This window comes from Neorhizobium galegae (assembly GCF_021391675.1).
Lineage (GTDB): Bacteria > Pseudomonadota > Alphaproteobacteria > Rhizobiales > Rhizobiaceae > Neorhizobium > Neorhizobium galegae_B.
The window spans coordinates 4,624,701-4,643,555 of record NZ_CP090095.1 but is presented as its reverse complement, the minus strand read 5'-3'; the positions used below and the strand labels follow the sequence as shown (position 1 = coordinate 4,643,555).

The following is an 18,855-nucleotide window of genomic DNA, read 5'->3' as shown; positions in this document are numbered from 1 at the left end:
GTAGCCGGAAAGCAATCTCATGCAGGATACCAGCAGTGCCGTCCTCGTCATCTCCAGCCATGTCGTGCGCGGCTCGGTCGGCAATCGCGCCGCCGTCTTCGCGCTCGAGACGCTGGGATTTCCCGTCTGGGCAATGCCGACCGTCGTCCTCCCCTGGCATCCCGGTCATGGGCCTTCTACACGGCTGACCTTTCCCGAATCAGATTTCGACAAGGCTATAGACGATCTTATTCGCGCGCCATGGCTGGGAGAAGTGAAGGCGGTGCTGACCGGCTATTTCGGCAATGCCGCCCAGCCGCGTTCGGTGGCGCGGCTGATAAGGGCGCTGAAGGAGAAGAACCCGGGCCTTCTCTATGTCTGCGATCCTGTCATGGGCGATCTCGGCGGGCTCTATATTCCGCAGCCGACGGCAGAAGCGATCCGTGACGAACTCATTCCGCTTGCGACGATCGCCACCCCGAACCGCTACGAGCTCGCCTGGCTTTCCGGCGCGCCGCTCGAAACCAACAACGATATCATGGATGCCGCAATCGCGCTCGGGCCGCCGCGCATCCTGGTGACCTCGGCCGTGCCGATGATGGCGGGCGGTACCGGCAATCTCTACCTGACCGGCAAACATGCGCTGCTTGCCGAACACCGGCTGATCGACAATCCGCCGAACGGACTCGGCGACCTCCTGGGAGCGCTCTTCCTCGGGCGAATCCTTGCCGGCATGGACGAGGAAAAGGCGCTGCAGCTGGCAACTGCGAGCGTTTTCGAAGTCCTTGCGCGCACGGCCAAGCGCGGCGGCGACGAGCTGACGCTGGAGACGGACGCATCGAGCCTCTCCACACCCATGGCAATGGTTCAGATGCGCCGGCTCGTGCACCCCTTGCAGCGGACCAAGCGGTAATCGGCGCCGGAACTTCGCAGATGCACAATGGCCGTTGATCTTCGCTCGGCAGCGCTATAATCGTTGCTCCATGACGGATTTTCCTGACAGACTTCTGGCGGGCTACCGCAACTTCATGAGCGGTCGCTATAGTGACGAACGCGAGCGCTACCGCGTGCTGGCGGATACGGGGCAGAAGCCCCATACGCTGCTGATTGCCTGTTGTGACTCCCGTTCTGCGCCGGAGACCATTTTCGATTGCGGGCCGGGTGAGCTTTTTGTCGTGCGCAATGTGGCCAACATGGTGCCGCCCTATGAGCCCGACAGCCAGTTTCACGCCACCTCGGCAGCGCTCGAATATGCGGTCCAGGTGCTGGAGATCGACAATATCGTGGTGATGGGCCATGGCCGTTGCGGCGGCATCCGGGCAGCTCTCGACCCTGCCATGGAGCCTTTGTCGCCGGGCGACTTCATCGGCAAGTGGATGGGACTGGTGAAGCCCGCCGCCGAGCAGATCCAGAACAACGAATTCATGACGCAGGCCGAACGCCAGACGGCGCTGGAGCGGGTCTCGATCCGCAATTCTATCGCCAATCTGCAGACGTTTCCCTTTGTTCGCAAACTCGGCGAAGAAGGGAAACTCGGCATTCACGGCGCCTGGTTCGACATTTCGACCGGCGAACTCTGGATCATGGACAGCAAGGGCGATTTCGTCCGCCCGGACCTCACCGAACCGCCGGAGCAGGCCGAACAGGCGTCGGCCTGATTTACGATAAACCAGGCTTACTGGCCGTCGATCTGCGCGCCCATATAGGCGATCGCCTGCTGATAGACGGTTGCAGCGTTCCAGCCCTGGATGGCGACGAAGTTCGGCTGACCCGGCTGGTAACCGGCACCCGGCCTCCAGCCGTGTCCTTTCAGGAAATTCGCGGTCGAGGCAAGCGCATCGGCACGCGAGCGGACCATGTCGATATGGCCGTCGCCGTCGCCATCCGCGCCGTAGCGGACGACGTTCAGCGGCAGGAACTGGGTCTGGCCGATCTCGCCATGGGCAGCGCCGCGGGCGGTGATGCTCAGATCGCCTCGGCCGACGAGCTGAAGGGCCGCGTAGAGCTGCTCGGTGAAATAGGCGGAGCGGCGGCAATCGTAAGCGAGCGTCGCGACGGCGGAAAGCGTGTGCTGATCACCCATGAAGCTGCCGAAACCGGTTTCCATGCCCCAGATGGCGATGATCGGGCCGGCCGGCACGCCGTAGCGGCGTTCGATCTGTGCAAACAGCGAAGCGTTGCCGGATTTCATGCCCTTGCCGCGGGAGATGATGGCAGCCCCGCCGCGTTTCTTCATAAATTCGTCGAAGGAAAGCTTGAAGCTCTTCTGGCCGCGATCGGCGCTGATGGTCGGGCGATTGTAGGAGACGTTCGAGAAAGCCTTTTCGACGACGGAAGGGTTGACGCCGCTCGAAGGTGCAACCCGCTTGAACTCTTCGACCCAGCGGGCGAAGCCGGATGAATCGTTGCCGCATTGGAGCGCGGCAAGCGCCGGACTAGCGGTCATGAAACCGGTTGCGATCAATCCTGCCAGCAAAATCTTCTTCATGCGGTCAAACCCGTCCCGAGAGCCGGATCGCTTAAGTCTGAAGCGTCCGGATAATGTGCATTGTTTCGGCCTTATGGCGGCGGTTGCAGACAATCGCAACTCACCCGTTCATGAATAGTTCGTGATATGGGTGATTCGAAAGAAAAACCCCGCCATTTCTGACGGGGTTTCTATCGGAACATGCTTAATAAATTTATTATTTATCAGGCAGCAGCCTTGCGCGGCTTGATCAGGCCGCGATTAACGAGCAATTCGGCGATCTGGATGGCGTTGAGCGCGGCACCCTTGCGCAGGTTGTCGGAAACGACCCAGATATTGAGGCCGTTTTCCACCGTCGCATCCTCGCGGATACGGGAAATGTAGGTGGCATCCTCACCGGCGCATTCGTAAGGCGTCATGTAGCCGCCGTTTTCATGCTTGTCGATGACGAGGCAGCCCGGAGCTTCGCGCAGGATATCGCGGGCCTGGTCCGCGGTGATCTCGTTTTCGAACTCGATATTGACCGATTCCGAATGGCCGATGAAGACCGGAACGCGCACGGCGGTGCAGGTCACCTTGATCTTCGGGTCGAGCATCTTCTTGGTTTCGGCGAGAACCTTCCACTCTTCCTTCGTATACCCGTCTTCCATGAAGCTATCGATATGTGGGATGACGTTGAAGGCGATGCGCTTGGTGAACTTCTTGGATTCGACCGGATCAGCGACGAAGACGGCGCGGGTCTGGGTGAAGAGCTCGTCCATGCCTTCCTTGCCTGCGCCGGAGACCGACTGGTAGGTCGAGACGACGACGCGCTTGATCTTGGCGAAGTCGTGCAGCGGCTTCAGGGCAACGACGAGCTGGGCGGTCGAGCAATTCGGATTGGCGATGATGTTGCGCTTGGTAAAGCCGGAGATCGCATCGGGGTTCACTTCCGGAACGATCAGCGGAACGTCCTGATCGTAACGCCAGGCGGACGAGTTGTCGATGACGACGCAGCCCTGGGCGCCGATCTTTGGCGACCACTTCTTGGAAACCTCGCCTCCTGCCGACATTAGGCAGATATCGGTGTCGGAAAAATCGTAGTTTTCCAGGTTGGAAACCTTCAGCGTCCGGTCGCCGAACGAAACTTCGGTTCCCTGGCTACGGGCGGATGCCAGCGCCACGACTTCGTCGACCGGGAAGCCGCGCTCGGAAAGGATCGACAGCATTTCCCTGCCGACATTGCCGGTTGCACCGGCGACTGCGATCTTGAAACCCATTTTTTGCTCTCTTTCTGTCTCTCCTCGATTTGGTGAGGGGGAAGCCGCGATCAACTCGCGGAATTCCTTGTCCCCGGCCATCCGGGGAGAGAGCGGCGGCCAGAGACGTCAGACGGTTTTCGTCGTCGTTTTGGCCTTGGTTTTGGAGAAAGCGGCAAAACACGCCCGCTGCGCAGCCTGGATGGCCGGCAGTGCTAAGGCAGCGATATGGAATTCGCAGGCGCGCATGTGGGTGTCTTCCCGTTCGCGGAGTTGTTTAAAAGATTTTCGCAACGAGTCAAGCGACGGCTGACGCAGGTGATGCGCCGCATTGCCCTTATGCCGCGCCGCAGCATCCGCTGTGCACGGCAGGCGCGATATTAGACGAAAGTCATAATCCCAAAGCATCGCTCTCCTTAGCCCTTGAATTCTGTCAATCTGCGACAATGCGTCGCCATATCCATGCCCTGGAGGGAACGGGCTCGGAGCCGGCACGCGAGTTTCATCTTAAGGGAGGACGACAATGGCAAATGTCGCAACTGCGATTGACACCAGAACCAAGCCGATGACGGCCGAGGAGCGGAAGGTGATTATCGCCTCCTCGCTCGGCACCGTCTTCGAATGGTATGATTTCTATTTGTACGGAACGCTGGCTGCGATCATCGGCAAGCAGTTCTTCTCTCAGTTCCCGCCGGCAACGCAGGCGATCTTCGCCCTGCTGACCTTTGCCGCCGGCTTCCTTGTCCGCCCCTTCGGCGCGCTGGTTTTCGGTCGGCTCGGCGATCTCGTCGGCCGCAAATACACCTTCCTTCTCACCATCCTGATCATGGGTCTGTCGACCTTCGCGGTCGGTCTTCTGCCAAGCTATGACCAGATTGGTGTTGCTGCACCCATCATTCTCGTGGCGCTGCGCATGGCTCAAGGCCTGGCGCTCGGCGGTGAATATGGGGGCGCGGTGGTTTATGTTGCCGAGCATTCGCCGCGGAACCGGCGAGGTTTCTATACCGCCTGGATCCAGACCACGGCCACCATGGGTCTGCTCCTGTCGCTGTTTGTGATCGTGACCTTGCGCCTCAACATGGGCGAGGAAGCCTTCGCGACCTCGCAGCCGATTCTCTTCGGGCTTCAGGGTGGATGGCGCATTCCCTTCCTCCTGTCGATCATCCTGCTCATCATCTCGATCTACATTCGTCTGCAGATGAATGAATCACCGCTCTTCAAGAAAATGAAGGAGGAAGGCACTCAGTCCAAGGCGCCACTGTCGGAAGCTTTCGGTAACTGGGGTAATGGCAAGATCGTGCTGGTCGCGCTGTTCGGCCTCGTGGTCGGCCAGGCGGTCGTCTGGTATACGGGACAGTTCTACGCCCTGTTCTTCCTGCAGACTGTGCTGAAGATCGACCTTCTGACAGCCAACGTGCTGATCGCCTGGGCGTTGATCATCGCAACACCCTTCTTCCTGGTGTTTGGCTCTCTTTCTGACCGGATCGGAAGGAAGCCGGTGATCCTGGCGGGCTGCCTTCTCGCGGCAGTAACTTACTTCCCTCTGTTCAGCGCCCTGACAACGGCGGCCAACCCGACCTATTCCAAGGCGATCGAATCCGTGAAGGCTGAAGTCAGGGCCGATCCCGCCACCTGCGGTTCCCTGTTCGACCCGGTCGGCATCCGCACCTTCACGACGCCTTGCGATGTGATGCGCCGCACCATGTCAACTCAGGCTTTCCGCTACACGCTGGTGGACGCGCCTGCGGGCTCTCCGGCCCAACTCGTCGTCAATGGCGGAGCGCCGATATCCTTCACCGATGCCCCAGCCTTCAATGCAGCGCTCGCCCCGGCTATGGTTGCGGCTGGCTATCCGGCGGCAAACGACCCGGGCAAGGTCAAGGTCAGCGGCTTCTTCTCCGCCTTGGCTAACGGTCAGTCGTTGACGGTCATCGCGATCCTGACGATCATGGTGATCTACGTCACCATCGTATACGGCCCGATCGCTGCTGCCCTGGTCGAGTTCTTCCCGACCCGCATTCGTTATACGGCCATGTCCCTGCCCTACCACATCGGTAACGGCTGGTTCGGCGGCCTCCTGCCGGCCACCTCCTTCGCAATCGTCGCCTCCACCGGCGATATTTTCGCAGGACTCTGGTATCCCGTCATCTTCGCACTTTTGACGGTCGTAATCGGCCTGCTGTTCGTCCGCGAGAAACGGGACGTCGATCTCGCTCACTGAGGCAGGACCAGCAGATAAAAAAGGGGCTCGGTACAATGTGCCGGGCCCTTATGTTTTTGAAGGTTCTTATGGAATTCGAGCCGGTATCTTTGATCCGGCACCTACGCTTCGGCTTGATGATGCTCCGGAATCCTTGCCGTTTTGCGCGACACGCCTTGAGTATTTAGTCGCTCCGCTTCGGCGGAATGCCGCGGAGCGGGAATGGCACTGTCGCCCGATTGGGGCGCAATAGGAGAGGAATGGGCCGGCGCGGAACCGGCCAACCGTCAGGTTCCTGCCGGAAGAGCAGCCCGTAGCGGGAAAAGACGATCGCCATGATGACAGAGAACCAGGCGCCGAACGAGAGACCGGCAATCACGTCGCTCGGATAATGCGCCGCGACGATGACGCGCGAAAAACCGAGCCAGAAGCTCATGATCAGAAAGAACAGGCGGTAGCGCGGAGCGAGCAGTGCCAGCGCCATCAGGAATGCCCCGACCGTGGTTGCGTGACCGGAAGGAAAGCTTTCGAACCGGGAGCCGGAAAAAGGGCTGAGACCGTAAAAGCCCCATTGCTCGTAAAGAACCGGGCGGGCACGGCCGATGATGCGCTTCACCAGGTTGACGAGAAGGCCCGAGCCGGCAACGGCCACAAAGATATAAGCCGCAACATGGCTGACCAGCATTGCCTGGAAGCGAGCTTTCAGGCCGGGCGCGAGACGGATGACCGCGAGCGCTTCGAAGAAGAGGAGCGCTGCCGCAAAAAGGATCCAGCCGGACGTGCCGAAATCGGTAATCGCCTTGCCGATCGGCAGCAGTACGTTGGGCGTATGGGCGGCATAGGAGCCAACCGGCGCATCGAGCAGGAAAAAGGCGATCAGGATCAGGTTAACCGCGACCAGCGCATAAGCCAGCCATCGCGGCGATGGCAATCCGGATGGATGGCGATACCGCCGATGTTTCAGTTTTTCGATTGTCCGTTTCATCGGCCTCTTCCGTGGCGCGGGAGCGATCCCGCGCCGCTTCTTCCCATAGATTTTGCGATATGGGTAGCAGGATGCCGAACGCCAAATGTCGAAGTGTCTTTCCGCCCTGCGACGGAAAGACACCGATCGGTGTATCAGGCGGAAAGGCTTACGAATTCCCTGAGGATCGCATCGCCCATTTCGGCGGTGCCGACCTTGCGGGCGCCTTCGGCCATGATGTCGCCGGTGCGGATGCCCTGATCGAGCACGTTGGCGATCGCCTTTTCGAGGTTGTCGGCTTCCGTGACCATGTTGAAGGAATAACGCAGGCACATGGCAAACGAGGCGATCATGGCGATCGGGTTGGCAACGCCGGTGCCGGCGATGTCAGGCGCCGAACCGTGCACCGGCTCGTAAAGCGCCTTGCGCTTGCCAGTCTTGGTGTCCGGCGCGCCGAGCGAAGCGGAGGGCAGCATGCCGAGCGAGCCGGTCAGCATGGCCGCGACGTCGGAGAGCATGTCGCCGAACAGGTTGTCGGTGACGATGACGTCGAACTGTTTGGGAGCCCGGACCAGCTGCATGCCGCCCGCATCGGCCAGCATATGCTCCAGCTTGACGTCGGAATATTTCGCCTTGTGCGTCTCGGTGACCACCTGGTTCCAGAGCACGCCCGACTTCATGACGTTGCGCTTTTCCATCGAGCAGACAGCGTTCTTGCGGGTGCGGGCAAGCTCGAAGGCGACGCCGGCAATACGTTCGATCTCATAGGTATCGTAGACCTGGGTATCGATACCGCGCTTCTGGCCGTTGCCGAGGTCGACGATTTCCTTCGGCTCGCCGAAATAGACGCCACCGGTGAGCTCGCGGACGATCAGGATGTCGAGGCCTTCGACCAGTTCCGGCTTCAGGGAGGAAGCGGAGCTAAGCGCCGGATAGCAGATGGCGGGGCGCAGGTTGGCGAAAAGCTCCATGTCCTTGCGCAGCCGCAGCAGGCCGGCTTCCGGACGCACTTCATAAGCAACGTGATCCCATTTCGGGCCGCCGACGGCACCGAAAAGCACCGCGTCCGCTGCCATCGCCTTGGCCATGTCCTCTTCGGAAATGGCGGCGCCATGCGCATCGTAGGCGCAGCCGCCGACCAGGCCTTCGTCGAGGACGAAATCGGCCTTCATGGCGCTGTTCATATGGGCGATGATCTTGCGGACTTCGCCCATGGCCTCGGGGCCGATGCCGTCGCCGGGAAGGAGGAAGAGGTTCTTTGCCATATCGTTTTCGTGTCCTTGCGGGTTTTGCAGGCTCGCGTCCTCCCGCGCGGAATCTCCGCGCCTGGCAAAACCTCGTCCGAGCCTGCCGAAGGACGAGGCTGGAAAGGTTTTAAGGACTGCCGGCGCCGATGCGGGCAGTCACTTCGATCTCGATCTTCATTTCGGGTGTAGTGAGGCCGCAAACGACCATGGTCGCCGCAGGCCGGATCTCGGAGAAGGTCTCGCCGAGAACCTGAACGATGGAATCGTAATCAGCCATGTCGGTGAGGTAGTAGCGCACCCGGACGACGTCCTGGAGGCCACTTCCGGCCTCTTTCAGGGCCTTCTCGATCGTGCCGAGTGTATTGCGGGTCTGGGCGGCCGCGTCGGCGGGCATTTCCATCCGGGCATAGTCGTAGCCGGTGGTGCCGGAGACATAGACCATGTCGCGATCCACCACGGCGCGCGAATAGCCGATCCGCGCTTCGAAGGGCGATCCGGAGGAAATCCGCTTGACCATCAGGATGCTCCGGAAATCAGAGCCAGGGACGTGCGGCTCGGTTGTTGTTCTCGAAAGTGCTGATCGCCGCGTCGCTCTTCAGCGTCGAGGCAATGTCGTCGAGGCCTTCGAGCATGATATGGCGACGGCCGGGATCGATGTCGAAACGGATCGAGCCGCCATCCGGGCCGGTGATTTCCTGGGCTTCCAGGTCGATCGAGAGGATGGCGTTCGAGCCGCGTTCGGCATCGTCCATCAGCTTGTCCAGGTCTTCCTGGGAAACGACGATCGGCAGAATGCCGTTCTTGAAACAGTTATTGTAGAAAATGTCGGCGAAGCTCGTCGAAATGACGCAGCGGATGCCGAAGTCGAGAAGTGCCCAGGGAGCGTGTTCGCGCGAGGAGCCGCAGCCGAAATTGTCGCCAGCGACCAGGATCTTGGCGTTGCGATAGGCCGGCTTGTTCAGCACGAAATCGGGATTTTCAGAACCGTCGTCCTTGTAGCGGGCTTCCGAGAAGAGACCCTTGCCAAGACCGGTACGCTTGATGGTCTTGAGGTAATCCTTGGGAATGATCATGTCCGTGTCGATATTGATGACCGGAAGCGGCGCTGCAACGCCGGTGAGCTTGGTGAACTTTTCCATGATCTGCCTCCACGTGGACTTATCTGCGGAAGCTGCCATAAAGCAAATCGACGCGGATTTGAAGGGCTGTTTGGCGTGAACCGGTACGCCGAGGCGCCGGAAACCGGCGCATTCGTCTCTTTACGCTTCGGAGCGATCAAAGATCGATGATCGTGCCGCGCCCGTCGTTCCAGACACGCATTTCGCGCTTGTTCGTCTTGGCCCGCACCGGAACCGGCTTCAGCCGGGCCGAAAGCGCGCGTCCGATGGACAGAACCGCGAGGATGCCCGCGAATGCGACGGTCAGCGAAGCCGTCAGAAGCGCTGCCATGGCGAGCACGGCAATGGCCGAAACGATGACGAAGAATACGCGAATATTTTGCATGGTATATACCTTTCTCATCGAGGAATGTGGGGCCTTGCGCCCTTTCTTGCAAGGGCTTTTGCGCATGGCGGTATTGCCGCAGATCAAAAAGATTGGCACAAAGCGCCGATGACCGCCTTGACCGATATCAATTATTCCTCAGTTCCTCTTCGCCGCTCTATCCTGAGCGTGCCGGCCGGCAATACGAGGGCGTTGGAAAAGGTGCATGGGCTGGATTGTGACGCGGTGATCTTCGATCTGGAAGATTCCGTCGCGTCGGAAAAGAAGGGCGAGGCCCGCGACAACCTGCGCCGGCTGTTTACGGAAAACCCGCTCAAGGACAGGGAAACGATCATCCGCATCAACCCGCTCGAAACGGAGTTCGGCAAGGCGGATATGGATCTCGTCACCGAGGTCTCCCCCGACGTGGTGCTGATCCCCAAGGTCGAGCACATGTCGCAGATCCAGGCGGTGGCGGATATCTTTTCCGAGGCCGGGGCTCCGGACAGTCTTGCCATCTGGGCCATGATCGAAACGCCGAAGGGCGTCCTGAATGCGCCGGCGATTGCCCCTGTCGACGAACGGCTCCAGTGCTTCGTGGTCGGCCTCAACGACCTGCGCAAGGAGACAGGCGTGCTGCCCCAGCCCGGCCGGGCCTATCTGGTGCCGTGGCTGATGCAGATCGTGCTTGTCGGCCGCGCCCATGGTGTCGACGTGATCGACAGCGTCTTCAACGATTTCAAGGATGCGGAAGCCTTCGAGGCAGAATGCGCGCAGGGCCGCGCCATGGGTTTTTCCGGCAAGATGCTGATCCATCCGGCCCAGATCGAGCCCGCCAACCGGCATTTCGGGCCGGATCCCCAGGCCGTGAAAGAGGCGGAAGCGGTGATCGCCGCCTTTGCGAAGCCTGAAGCGCTGCATCTCAACGTCATCAACCTGAACGGCAGAATGGTCGAGCGACTGCATCTGGTGGAGGCCGAAAAGCTTGCCGCCAGGGCGAGGATCATCGCTGAACGAAAGAAAACGCCATGAAACTTTATCGCTTCCTCAGCGGTCCCGACGATTCCTCCTTCTGCCACAAGGTGACGGCGGCGCTGAACAAGGGCTGGGAACTGTCCGGCTCGCCGACCTATGCCTTCAACGCCACGACCGGCGAGATGCAGTGCGGGCAGGCGGTGACGAAAACCGTTCACGGCAAGGAATACGATCCCGAGATGAAGCTCGGCGAGCAATAAGCTACAGTCAGAGGATCAGCGCTGGGCCGCTTCCTCGGCGCTGGCCTCGATGCGTTCCATGTCGTCGTCGCTGAGGCCGAAATGGTGACCGATCTCGTGGATCAGCACATGGGTGATGATATCGCCCAGGGTTTCCTCGTTTTCCGCCCAGTAGTCGAGGATTGGCCGGCGGTAAAGCCGGATCCGGTTCGGCAATTCGCCCGTTTCCATGTTGAAACGCTCGGAAATGCCGCGGCCTTCAAAAAGGCCGAGCAGGTCGAAGGGGGTCTCGAGCGCCATGTCCTCGAAAACGTCGTCGTCCGGGAAATCCTCGATCTCGATTGTCAGGTTGACGGTGAGAGCCCGGAATTCCTCCGGCAAATGACCATAGGCCTCGATTGCCAGCGACTCGAACGTGCTGATCGTCGGTGCGTGGCGATCCTGCCAATCGTCGGTCTGGTCGATGCGGGCCATAGGCTCTCCTTCTGATAAGGCCCATATAGTACCTCCCACGATATTTTTCGAGTGAAGAATCATCGGCCTAGGATCCAAGGAAAAGATTCCCATGATTTGGCTGTTGACTCTTACCGGCAGCTCTGGAATCCATAAGAACATAAAGAGAACATTACGGATGGAGCTGACGCCATGGCCGAGCACGCCACGGCGCAGGAGACGCTTTTTGCCCTGCGCGAACAGATCGCCAGACTGGAAGGGAAATCCCTGCCGGCGCTTGCAGCGGCGGAACAGGCGGACTCGGCCGTCGATCCGGAAGGCCGGAAAGCCAGGGACAATCAGCCCCGCCTGCCATTCGGCATAACGCAGATGGACACCGCATTGGAAGGCGGCCTGCCGCTCGACGGCATCACGGAAATCCGCTCGCTCCTGATGGGGGATGCCGGGGCAGCAAGCGGCCTTACTCTCTCGCTGGCGTCTCACCTCAAAGCGAGACAGCCGAGCGAGGCGCCGCTTCTCTGGATCTGTGATGCCCTCTCCACGCAGGAAGCCGGTATTCCTTATTCCGTCGGCCTCAAACAGTTCGGATTGAGCCACCGGGATGTTCTTTACGCCTCGCCGCGCAAGCTGGACGATGCCCTGTGGCTTGCCGAGACCGCATTGGCGAGCCGGGCTCTTGTCGCCGTCATTCTCGAAATCCGGGGAAATCCTAAGCATTTCGGGCTCACCGAAAGCCGCCGGCTGGGTCTCAGGGCAAAGGCGGCGGGGCGGCCGCTCTTTCTATTGCGGCATGCGGGTGAGGAGGAGGCGAGCAGCGCCTCGTTCCGCTTTCTTGTCGAACCGGCGCCGGCGGCTCACCGGCATCTTCCGGATGGATCCGTGCTTGGCGGCAGCATCGGTCATCCCGTTTTTAAACTCACCCTGGAGAAGAGCCGCAACCCGGCTCCGCTGTCCTTGCTTCTGGAGTGGAACCCCCATGACCGTCAATTTTCCCTCGGCCGAGACACAGGAGAGGCTTTCTCTTTCCGCAACCCGCCAGCGCATCCTGGCGCTCTTCTTCCCGCATCTGCCGACCGACAGGATCGCGCGCCGGCTCTGGGGACTGTCATGGCGTTCGAAAGGGCGTCCTGAACATCCTCCGATCCTCTGTGCGGGCCGGCGAGAAAACGCCATGCGGCTCACAGCGCTCGACGAGGTTTCCGAACGTCTTGGGCTGAAACGCGGGCAGGGGCTTGCGGAGGTGCGCGCCATGTTTCCGAAGATCGACGTGGTGGACGAAGACGACGCTGCGGATCAGGGCCTTCTCGAGGCGATTGCCGATTGGTGCGATCGTTATACCCCACTGGTGGCGCTGGACGGCCGCGAAGGCCTGTTTCTCGACATCACCGGCTGCGCCCATCTCTTCGGTGGTGAAGGAGCCCTGCTGAAGGATATTCTGGGCCGGCTTTTGCAGATGGGGTTCGACGTCAAAGGGGCGATCTCCTCGTCGCCGGGCCTGTCCTGGGCGGCCTGTCGTTTCGGCCGTGGCGGCGTGATCGCCGATCAGGTGACGGAGGAGGTGCTGGCGCCTCTACCGGTCAACGCTCTGCGCATCGATGAGGCCACCGTCGCATCGCTTTACAAGCTCGGACTGAAAAGGATCGGCGATCTTCTGCCGATGCCGCGTGCGCCGCTGGCTCGCCGTTTCGGCATGCACCTGTTGCTTCGGCTGGATCAGGCACTCGGGCACAATGAGGAAGCCATCTCGCCTCGCCGTCCGGTGGCGGCCCTTTCCGCCGAGCGGCGGCTTCCCGAACCGATCCAGGCGGAAGAGCATATTCTCCAGCTCACCGGCCAGATTGCCATTTCGTTGAAATCGGAACTGGAGGCTCGCGGTGTCGGGGGGCGGGTTTTCGAACTGGTGCTTTTCCGTGTCGATGGCCGGGTGTTTCGCATCGCGGCCGGTGCCTCGCAGCCGTTGCAGGATCCGAAACGAATCTCGTCGCTGTTTTCCGAGCGGCTGAACGCCGTGCACGATGATCTCGACGCCGGTTTCGGTTTCGAACTCCTGCGCCTCAACGTGCTGCAGCACGACGTCTTCAGGATTTCGCAGGGCGATTTCACCGGCAATGGCGACAGCGAAATCTCACTCGCCGATTTTATCGACCGGGTTTCGGCCCGGCTCGGGGCCGACTGTCTGCAGGTCGCCGATCCCAAACAAAGCCATATGCCGGAGCGCGGGGAAATATTTGTGCCGGCGATCGCGGCACGGATCGTCCGGGAAGAAACCCGGGAGCTTTCCGCCTTCGTGCCGAGAAGCGATCGGCCCTTGCGGCTTTTCCGGCATCCGGAGCTCGTGGAAGCCTTTGCGGCAACGGTGCCGGATGGGCCTCCCCGGCGTTTCCGCTGGCGCCGCATCGTCCATGCGGTCATCCGCGCCGAAGGACCGGAGCGGATCTCGCCCGAATGGTGGCATGACGAGGAGGATGTTGAGGAACGCGATTATTTCAGGCTTGAAAGTGAAGCCGGCCGCCGCTTCTGGATTTTCCGCGCAGGTCATTACGTTGCCGGCAAGGCTGCACCGACCTGGCGGGTGCACGGGATTTTCGCATGACCGATGCTCCCGCCTTTTTCGAGATCGGCGCCAAGACCAATTTCTCCTTCCTGGAGGGAGCGGCCAAACCGGAGGAGATGATCATCGCGGCCAGCGTGTCCGGCTTGTCCGGTCTCGGTATCGCCGACAGGAATTCCGTTGCCGGCGTGGTGAGGGCGCATAGCCAAGTCAGGAACATGAAGGAAACCTTCGAGCTTCAGCAGAAACAGGGCAGAAAGAAAGACGAGGAAGCGGCCATCCTCCCTTGCGCGTTTTATCCGGGAGCGCGGCTCGTTTTTTCCGACCAGACGCCGGATGTTCTCGCCTATCCGCAGAACCGGAAGGGTTGGGCCAATCTCTGCCGCCTGCTGAGCCGGGGGAAACTCAGGGCAGACAAGGGGGCCTGCATTCTGGAAGAATGGGATCTTCTGGAATGGTGCGACGAGATGATGCTGGCAGTCGTGCCGGATTTTTCCCGCGCGGAAGAGATGACCTATCGGCATCATTTGGAAAGCTGCCTCCGTAAATACCGGGAGCGGTTCAAAAAGAACATCTATCTGGTTCTGTCACCGACCTATGATGGACGAGATGCCTTTGTCTTCAGCTCGCTTGCCCAGATTGCTGCGGGCAGCCGGGTGCCTTTGGTTGCGACCAATCTGCCCCTTTTCCATCTCCCTTATCGGCGTTCCCTGTCGGATGTGGTGACGGCGATCCGCGAACATGTGACGATCCAGGAAGCTGGATTTCGGCTCTCGCCGAATGGAGAAAGGTACATCAAGCAGGCCGCCGAAATGGCGCGGCTCTTCCGAGCCTATCCAGACGCTATCGCCAATACGGGAAAGTTCTTCAGCGGGCTGAAATTTTCGCTCGATGAACTCAGCCATAACTATCCCGACGAGAGCGTCCCGGGCGAAACTGTGTCCGAAACCCTGGAACGGTTAACCTGGGAAGGCGCAAAGCGCCGATATCCCAACGGCATCGAGGAAAAGGTCTCCAACCAGATCAGGTACGAACTCGATCTGATCAAGGAGATGGAATACGAACCCTATTTCCTGACGGTGCGCCACATCGTCTGGCATGCCAGATATGTTCTCAAAATCCTCTGCCAAGGGCGTGGATCCGCCGCCAATTCCACCGTCTGTTTCTGCCTCGGCATCACCGAGGTCGATCCCACATTCACGACGCTTCTCTTCGAACGGTTCATTTCGACGGAGCGGAACGAGCCGCCGGATATCGACGTGGATTTCGAGCATGCGCGACGCGAGGACATTATCCAGTATATCTACCAGCATTACGGCTATCGCCATGCCGGTTTGACGGCGGCGGTCACCAGTTACCGGACCCGCATGGCAGGCCGCGAAGTCGCAAAGGCTTTCGGCCTTTCCGAAGATGTGCAATCGGCGCTTTCCAGTACCGTCTGGGGCTGGTCGGAGGATGGGCTTTCGGAGCGGGACGCCAAAGTCGCCGGCCTGGATGTGACGGACAGGACGACACTCAAGGTGATCGCCCATGCGAAGGAACTCATGGGCTTTCCACGCCATCTTACCCAGCATGTCGGCGGGTTCCTGATAACCCGCGACCGGCTGGATGAAGTCGTGCCGATCATGAAGACGGCGATGCCCGGCCGTTACATGGTCGAATGGGACAAGGACGACCTCGATACGCTGAAGCTTTTGAAGATCGATGTGCTGGCGCTCGGCATGCTGACCTGCCTCAAAAAGGCATTCGAGCTTATGAAACAGCATTACGATCGGGAAGAGACATTGGCTGGCCTGCTTCAGGATAAGCAGGATGATGTTTACGACATGATCTGCCGTGCCGATACGATCGGGGTTTTCCAGATCGAAAGCCGGGCTCAGATGAGTATGTTGCCCCGTCTAAGGCCACGGAAATTTTATGATCTTGTCGTTGAGGTGGCGATCGTTCGGCCCGGCCCCATCCAGGGCAACATGGTCCATCCCTATCTGAAGCGGCGCGAAGCCAAGCGGAACAATCAGCCTATCGAATACCCCGGTCCTGAATTGGAGAAGGTTCTTGAACGGACGCTGGGAGTGCCGCTTTTTCAGGAGCAGGCGATGCAGATCGCCATTACTGGAGCCGGCTTTTCGCCAGCGAAGGCGGACAAGCTGCGCCGGTCGATGGCGACGTTCAAGCGTTCCGGAAGGGTGGAGGAATTCAGGCGGGATTTCATTGCCGGCATGCTGGAGAATAAGTATCCCAGAGAATTCGCAGAAAGCTGCTTCAGTCAGATCGAGGGCTTTGCCGAATACGGGTTTCCGGAAAGCCATGCAGCTTCATTCGCTCTGCTTGTCTATGCCTCTTCCTGGATCAAAACCTATTACCCGGATGTCTTCTGCACGGCGATGTTGAATTCCCAGCCAATGGGCTTTTATGCGCCAGCGCAGCTCGTTCGCGATGCGCGGGAACATGGCGTCAAAATTCTTCCCGTCGATATCAATCGCTCGGATTGGGATTGCACTTTGGAAGCGGCTGCCTTCGACAGGAATGCGATCGATAAGCGCCACGAATCCATGCGGGATGTCATCAAGACCCGGCGGGCCGTGCGGCTTGGGTTTCGACAGGTCAAGGGCCTTGCCGAAAAAGACATGGTCGAGAAGCTCATTGCCAACCGAGGAGAGGGCTATACCTCAATCCACGATCTCTGGCAGCGGTCCGGCCTCGACAAGTCGGATATCGAGCGGCTCGCGGACGCCGATGCCTTCAACTCCGTAGGTCTCAATCGCCGTGAGGCGCTCTGGGCGGTCAGGGGGCTCGATGCCAGGAGGGCTGCCGAGAAACTGCCTCTGTTCGAAGTGGCCGATCGCATGGATCTGAGGCCAGAGGCGAAAGCGACGCTGCCTGAAATGCTGCCTGGCGAACAGGTGATTGAGGATTATCGGTATCTCTCGCTTTCGCTGAAAGCCCACCCGGTCTCTTTCCTGCGCGAGGAATTCAAGACCATGGGGATTACCCGTAGCGTCGATCTTTTGACGGTTCCAAACGGGCGAAGGGTGACGATCGGCGGGATCGTTCTCGTCCGTCAGCGGCCTGGCTCAGCCAAGGGCGTCATCTTCATGACGCTGGAAGACGAGACCGGCGTTGCCAATGCGATTGTCTGGCCGAAGATTTTCGAACGCTACAGGCCGGTCGTGATGGGCGCGCGGCTGGTGAAGATCCGGGGGAGGCTGCAAAGCCAGAGTGGCGTCATCCATACCGTGGTCGAGCATATCGAAGACATTACGCCGATGCTGGGTTTGCTGCAGAAGGAGGCGAGGCGGTTCGGCGTATCGGCCCGCTCGGACGAGGCGTTGCAATCGAGCGGCGACCACCGTCAGAAGAGGCGTTCGAATGGAATGGAGGAGGCACGCAGGGGAAGTGCAAAGGAGGCGGTGCCTCGCGATTCCTACGAAGCCGGTCCAGGGAGCGTCATGCCGAAAGGCCGCAATTTCCACTAATTACCGATGCAATGATACAAAGGAAGAAGCCGTGGGTATGGCAGCCTCCCTTAAGAAGTGACTCATATATGTCGATTCTTTCTTGACATCCACTGTCCGCTTTCGCAAAAAGAAGATGTTACAGGTCATGTTTGGCAGGTCGACCGAGAATGCTGGTTTGCAGTTGCAATTACATCACCGACAGGGAAATCAAGGACGTCATCACGCAACTCCTTGACGAAGACTGTTGGCAGCTCATCGTACCGTCAAAGGTCTATCATGCCATGGCGAAACGCGGTCGCTGCTGCGGCTGCTTCCCGGGCGTTGTCGACCTGATCATCCGCACGACCGAGGAATATCACGACGCGCACCACTCGACGGAAGACGAGGTGGTCGTATATATGTCCCGCCTGAGACAATTCCATGAGGAAAACAGGAGAGCGGACATTGAAAGGCGACTCAAAGGTCATCGAGCGGCTTAACGAGGCACTTTTTCTCGAGCTAGGCGCAGTCAATCAGTATTGGCTGCATTATCGCCTGCTGGACGATTGGGGCTTCAAGAAGCTTGCAAAAAAAGAGCGGGCGGAGTCGATCGAAGAAATGCATCATGCCGATCGTCTTATCGATCGCATCATCTTTCTCGAAGGCCACCCCAACCTGCAGACGCTTGCCCCGCTGCGCATCGGTCAGAACGTCAAGGAAGTCCTGGAGGCGGATCTTGCCGGCGAATATGATGCCCGCACGGCCTACAAGGCTTCCCGCGATATCTGTCACGCGGCTGGCGACTACGTCTCGATGAAGCTCTTCGAAGAGCTTCTGATGGACGAGGAAGGCCATATCGACTTCCTCGAAACCCAACTCGATCTGCTGGCAAAAATCGGCGAGGAGCGTTACGGCCTCCTCAACGCGGAACCTGCCGATTCTGCCGAATAATCGGCTGTACCCGAATATACAAACCCGGCGAAGCATCCGCTTCGCCGGGTTTTTCATTGCGCCTACGAAGCCGTTTCACATGGCGGCCGGCCGATTCGGATGCCCACTCCCGCGGGTCAGAGCCGTTCGGTCGCCACCTTGGCCAGGTGGGTGAACTCCGCGACGACCTGATCGTAGACGGCGCGCTTGAAGGGCACGATCAGGCCGGGAAGGTCGGCCATCGGCTTCCATTCCCAGGCATCGAACTCCGGCGCATGTCCGCCAGGCGGCGGGTTGATGGCAATCTCGCTTTCGTCGCCATCGAAGCGAAAGGCGAACCAGCGCTGGGTCTGGCCGCGATATTTTCCTTTCAGCCCGATGCCGATCAGATGTGCGGGCAGATCGTAATTGATCCAATCCTTCGCCTCGGCAAGCAAGGTGACGGAGCGCATCCCCGTTTCCTCGTAAAGCTCGCGATAGGCAGCCGGAAGCGGCTCCTCGCCCTTGTCGATGCCGCCCTGGGGCATCTGCCAGAGCTGCGGCGAACCGTCAAATTCGCTGTTGCCCTTGCTGATGCGCCGACCCGCCCAGACAAGGCCTTCATGGTTCAGAATCATGATGCCGACGCAGGGGCGATAGGGAAGCTCTTCGGCGACGACCGAACGTTTGTCTTTCTTGCTCATGGATAACTCC

19 protein-coding genes and 1 pseudogene are annotated in these 18,855 nt (G+C 59.8%); 10 read left to right on the top strand and 10 right to left on the bottom strand.

What is annotated here, in order from left to right:
- Window positions 1-19 precede the first annotated feature (19 nt).
- Together pdxY and LZK81_RS22755 are read left to right on the top strand one after the other, a co-directional pair.
- On the top strand, window positions 20-892 hold the full coding sequence (gene pdxY / locus LZK81_RS22760) for a pyridoxal kinase PdxY (RefSeq protein ID WP_233954776.1): 873 nt from the start codon (window positions 20-22) through the stop codon (window positions 890-892).
- Between the two features lie 70 nt (window positions 893-962).
- On the top strand, window positions 963-1,637 hold the full coding sequence (locus tag LZK81_RS22755; protein ID WP_046606758.1) for a carbonic anhydrase: 675 nt from the start codon (window positions 963-965) through the stop codon (window positions 1,635-1,637).
- A 17-nt stretch (window positions 1,638-1,654) separates the two neighbouring features.
- Here the strand turns inward: LZK81_RS22755 and LZK81_RS22750 are convergent, their stop codons facing one another.
- The 3 genes from LZK81_RS22750 to LZK81_RS22740 all read right to left on the bottom strand — a co-directional run bounded on the left by LZK81_RS22750 (window position 1,655) and on the right by LZK81_RS22740 (window position 4,092).
- The gene (locus tag LZK81_RS22750; protein WP_080954571.1) at window positions 1,655-2,467 is read right to left on the bottom strand and encodes a lytic murein transglycosylase; all 813 of its coding nucleotides are present in this window, start codon (window positions 2,465-2,467) and stop codon (window positions 1,655-1,657) included.
- Between the two features lie 203 nt (window positions 2,468-2,670).
- Window positions 2,671-3,705, bottom strand: coding sequence for an aspartate-semialdehyde dehydrogenase (locus tag LZK81_RS22745; protein ID WP_046606657.1), 1,035 nt, complete (start codon window positions 3,703-3,705; stop codon window positions 2,671-2,673).
- Window positions 3,706-3,813: 108 nt separating this feature from the next.
- Complete coding sequence (locus tag LZK81_RS22740) at window positions 3,814-4,092, bottom strand: hypothetical protein (RefSeq protein WP_233954775.1); 279 nt, start codon at window positions 4,090-4,092, stop codon at window positions 3,814-3,816.
- A gap of 115 nt (window positions 4,093-4,207) precedes the next feature.
- On the opposite strand from LZK81_RS22740, the gene LZK81_RS22735 reads away from it, so the two are divergent.
- Complete coding sequence (locus LZK81_RS22735; protein ID WP_233954774.1) at window positions 4,208-5,905, top strand: MFS transporter; 1,698 nt, start codon at window positions 4,208-4,210, stop codon at window positions 5,903-5,905.
- Window positions 5,906-6,068: 163 nt separating this feature from the next.
- Here the strand turns inward: LZK81_RS22735 and lpxE are convergent, their stop codons facing one another.
- The 5 genes from lpxE to LZK81_RS22710 all read right to left on the bottom strand — a co-directional run bounded on the left by lpxE (window position 6,069) and on the right by LZK81_RS22710 (window position 9,598).
- Window positions 6,069-6,869, bottom strand: a complete 801-nt coding sequence (gene lpxE / locus LZK81_RS22730) for a lipid A 1-phosphatase LpxE (RefSeq protein ID WP_233954773.1) — start codon at window positions 6,867-6,869, stop codon at window positions 6,069-6,071.
- 134 nt (window positions 6,870-7,003) lie between these two features.
- On the bottom strand, window positions 7,004-8,113 hold the full coding sequence (leuB, locus tag LZK81_RS22725) for a 3-isopropylmalate dehydrogenase (protein ID WP_233954772.1): 1,110 nt from the start codon (window positions 8,111-8,113) through the stop codon (window positions 7,004-7,006).
- 109 nt (window positions 8,114-8,222) lie between these two features.
- The gene (locus LZK81_RS22720; RefSeq protein ID WP_233954771.1) at window positions 8,223-8,612 is read right to left on the bottom strand and encodes a RidA family protein; all 390 of its coding nucleotides are present in this window, start codon (window positions 8,610-8,612) and stop codon (window positions 8,223-8,225) included.
- A gap of 16 nt (window positions 8,613-8,628) precedes the next feature.
- Window positions 8,629-9,234: a 3-isopropylmalate dehydratase small subunit gene (gene leuD / locus LZK81_RS22715; protein WP_046612070.1), complete on the bottom strand. Its 606-nt coding sequence runs from the start codon at window positions 9,232-9,234 to the stop codon at window positions 8,629-8,631.
- Between the two features lie 136 nt (window positions 9,235-9,370).
- Complete coding sequence (locus LZK81_RS22710) at window positions 9,371-9,598, bottom strand: hypothetical protein (RefSeq protein WP_037086236.1); 228 nt, start codon at window positions 9,596-9,598, stop codon at window positions 9,371-9,373.
- A gap of 108 nt (window positions 9,599-9,706) precedes the next feature.
- Between LZK81_RS22710 and LZK81_RS22705 the strand changes: the two genes are divergently transcribed.
- Together LZK81_RS22705 and LZK81_RS22700 are read left to right on the top strand one after the other, a co-directional pair.
- On the top strand, window positions 9,707-10,609 hold the full coding sequence (locus LZK81_RS22705) for an HpcH/HpaI aldolase/citrate lyase family protein (RefSeq protein WP_233954770.1): 903 nt from the start codon (window positions 9,707-9,709) through the stop codon (window positions 10,607-10,609).
- Window positions 10,606-10,812, top strand: a complete 207-nt coding sequence (locus tag LZK81_RS22700) for a DUF1737 domain-containing protein (RefSeq protein ID WP_007764402.1) — start codon at window positions 10,606-10,608, stop codon at window positions 10,810-10,812. Before LZK81_RS22705 ends, LZK81_RS22700 begins: the two co-directional genes overlap by 4 nt.
- 15 nt (window positions 10,813-10,827) lie before the next feature.
- Here the strand turns inward: LZK81_RS22700 and LZK81_RS22695 are convergent, their stop codons facing one another.
- Entirely contained in the window at window positions 10,828-11,265 is a 438-nt protein-coding gene (locus tag LZK81_RS22695) for a metallopeptidase family protein (RefSeq protein ID WP_007764405.1), read from the bottom strand.
- Window positions 11,266-11,436: 171 nt separating this feature from the next.
- Here LZK81_RS22695 and LZK81_RS22690 point away from each other — a divergent pair, with 171 nt between their 5' ends.
- The 5 genes and pseudogenes from LZK81_RS22690 to bfr all read left to right on the top strand — a co-directional run bounded on the left by LZK81_RS22690 (window position 11,437) and on the right by bfr (window position 18,183).
- Window positions 11,437-12,375, top strand: a complete 939-nt coding sequence (locus LZK81_RS22690) for an ImuA family protein (protein ID WP_233954769.1) — start codon at window positions 11,437-11,439, stop codon at window positions 12,373-12,375.
- A 40-nt stretch (window positions 12,376-12,415) separates the two neighbouring features.
- Window positions 12,416-13,837: a DNA polymerase Y family protein gene (locus LZK81_RS22685; protein ID WP_233954768.1), complete on the top strand. Its 1,422-nt coding sequence runs from the start codon at window positions 12,416-12,418 to the stop codon at window positions 13,835-13,837.
- A complete protein-coding gene (locus LZK81_RS22680; RefSeq protein WP_233954767.1) occupies window positions 13,834-17,271 on the top strand; it encodes an error-prone DNA polymerase in 3,438 nt (1,145 codons plus the stop codon). The genes LZK81_RS22685 and LZK81_RS22680 overlap by 4 nt, the downstream gene beginning before the upstream one ends.
- A 57-nt stretch (window positions 17,272-17,328) precedes the next feature.
- A pseudogene (locus tag LZK81_RS22675) lies at window positions 17,329-17,732 on the top strand ((2Fe-2S)-binding protein).
- Complete coding sequence (bfr, locus tag LZK81_RS22670; protein ID WP_046606668.1) at window positions 17,698-18,183, top strand: bacterioferritin; 486 nt, start codon at window positions 17,698-17,700, stop codon at window positions 18,181-18,183. Before LZK81_RS22675 ends, bfr begins: the two are co-directional and overlap by 35 nt.
- Before the next feature lie 116 nt (window positions 18,184-18,299).
- On the opposite strand, the gene LZK81_RS22665 is transcribed toward bfr, so the two are convergent.
- Window positions 18,300-18,845: an RNA pyrophosphohydrolase gene (locus LZK81_RS22665; protein ID WP_046606669.1), complete on the bottom strand. Its 546-nt coding sequence runs from the start codon at window positions 18,843-18,845 to the stop codon at window positions 18,300-18,302.
- Window positions 18,846-18,855 lie beyond the last annotated feature (10 nt).

What these genes read in the sequence shown, in the direction of transcription:
- pdxY (WP_233954776.1), top strand. Translation starts at nt 20, where the DNA reads ATGCAGGATACCAGCAGTGCCGTCCTCGTCATCTCCAGCCATGTCGTG.
- LZK81_RS22755 (WP_046606758.1), top strand. Translation starts at nt 963, where the DNA reads ATGACGGATTTTCCTGACAGACTTCTGGCGGGCTACCGCAACTTCATG.
- LZK81_RS22750 (WP_080954571.1), bottom strand. Translation starts at nt 2,467, where the DNA reads ATGAAGAAGATTTTGCTGGCAGGATTGATCGCAACCGGTTTCATGACC.
- LZK81_RS22745 (WP_046606657.1), bottom strand. Translation starts at nt 3,705, where the DNA reads ATGGGTTTCAAGATCGCAGTCGCCGGTGCAACCGGCAATGTCGGCAGG.
- LZK81_RS22740 (WP_233954775.1), bottom strand. Translation starts at nt 4,092, where the DNA reads ATGCTTTGGGATTATGACTTTCGTCTAATATCGCGCCTGCCGTGCACA.
- LZK81_RS22735 (WP_233954774.1), top strand. Translation starts at nt 4,208, where the DNA reads ATGGCAAATGTCGCAACTGCGATTGACACCAGAACCAAGCCGATGACG.
- lpxE (WP_233954773.1), bottom strand. Translation starts at nt 6,869, where the DNA reads ATGAAACGGACAATCGAAAAACTGAAACATCGGCGGTATCGCCATCCA.
- leuB (WP_233954772.1), bottom strand. Translation starts at nt 8,113, where the DNA reads ATGGCAAAGAACCTCTTCCTCCTTCCCGGCGACGGCATCGGCCCCGAG.
- LZK81_RS22720 (WP_233954771.1), bottom strand. Translation starts at nt 8,612, where the DNA reads ATGGTCAAGCGGATTTCCTCCGGATCGCCCTTCGAAGCGCGGATCGGC.
- leuD (WP_046612070.1), bottom strand. Translation starts at nt 9,234, where the DNA reads ATGGAAAAGTTCACCAAGCTCACCGGCGTTGCAGCGCCGCTTCCGGTC.
- LZK81_RS22710 (WP_037086236.1), bottom strand. Translation starts at nt 9,598, where the DNA reads ATGCAAAATATTCGCGTATTCTTCGTCATCGTTTCGGCCATTGCCGTG.
- LZK81_RS22705 (WP_233954770.1), top strand. Translation starts at nt 9,707, where the DNA reads ATGACCGCCTTGACCGATATCAATTATTCCTCAGTTCCTCTTCGCCGC.
- LZK81_RS22700 (WP_007764402.1), top strand. Translation starts at nt 10,606, where the DNA reads ATGAAACTTTATCGCTTCCTCAGCGGTCCCGACGATTCCTCCTTCTGC.
- LZK81_RS22695 (WP_007764405.1), bottom strand. Translation starts at nt 11,265, where the DNA reads ATGGCCCGCATCGACCAGACCGACGATTGGCAGGATCGCCACGCACCG.
- LZK81_RS22690 (WP_233954769.1), top strand. Translation starts at nt 11,437, where the DNA reads ATGGCCGAGCACGCCACGGCGCAGGAGACGCTTTTTGCCCTGCGCGAA.
- LZK81_RS22685 (WP_233954768.1), top strand. Translation starts at nt 12,416, where the DNA reads ATGCGGCTCACAGCGCTCGACGAGGTTTCCGAACGTCTTGGGCTGAAA.
- LZK81_RS22680 (WP_233954767.1), top strand. Translation starts at nt 13,834, where the DNA reads ATGACCGATGCTCCCGCCTTTTTCGAGATCGGCGCCAAGACCAATTTC.
- LZK81_RS22665 (WP_046606669.1), bottom strand. Translation starts at nt 18,845, where the DNA reads ATGAGCAAGAAAGACAAACGTTCGGTCGTCGCCGAAGAGCTTCCCTAT.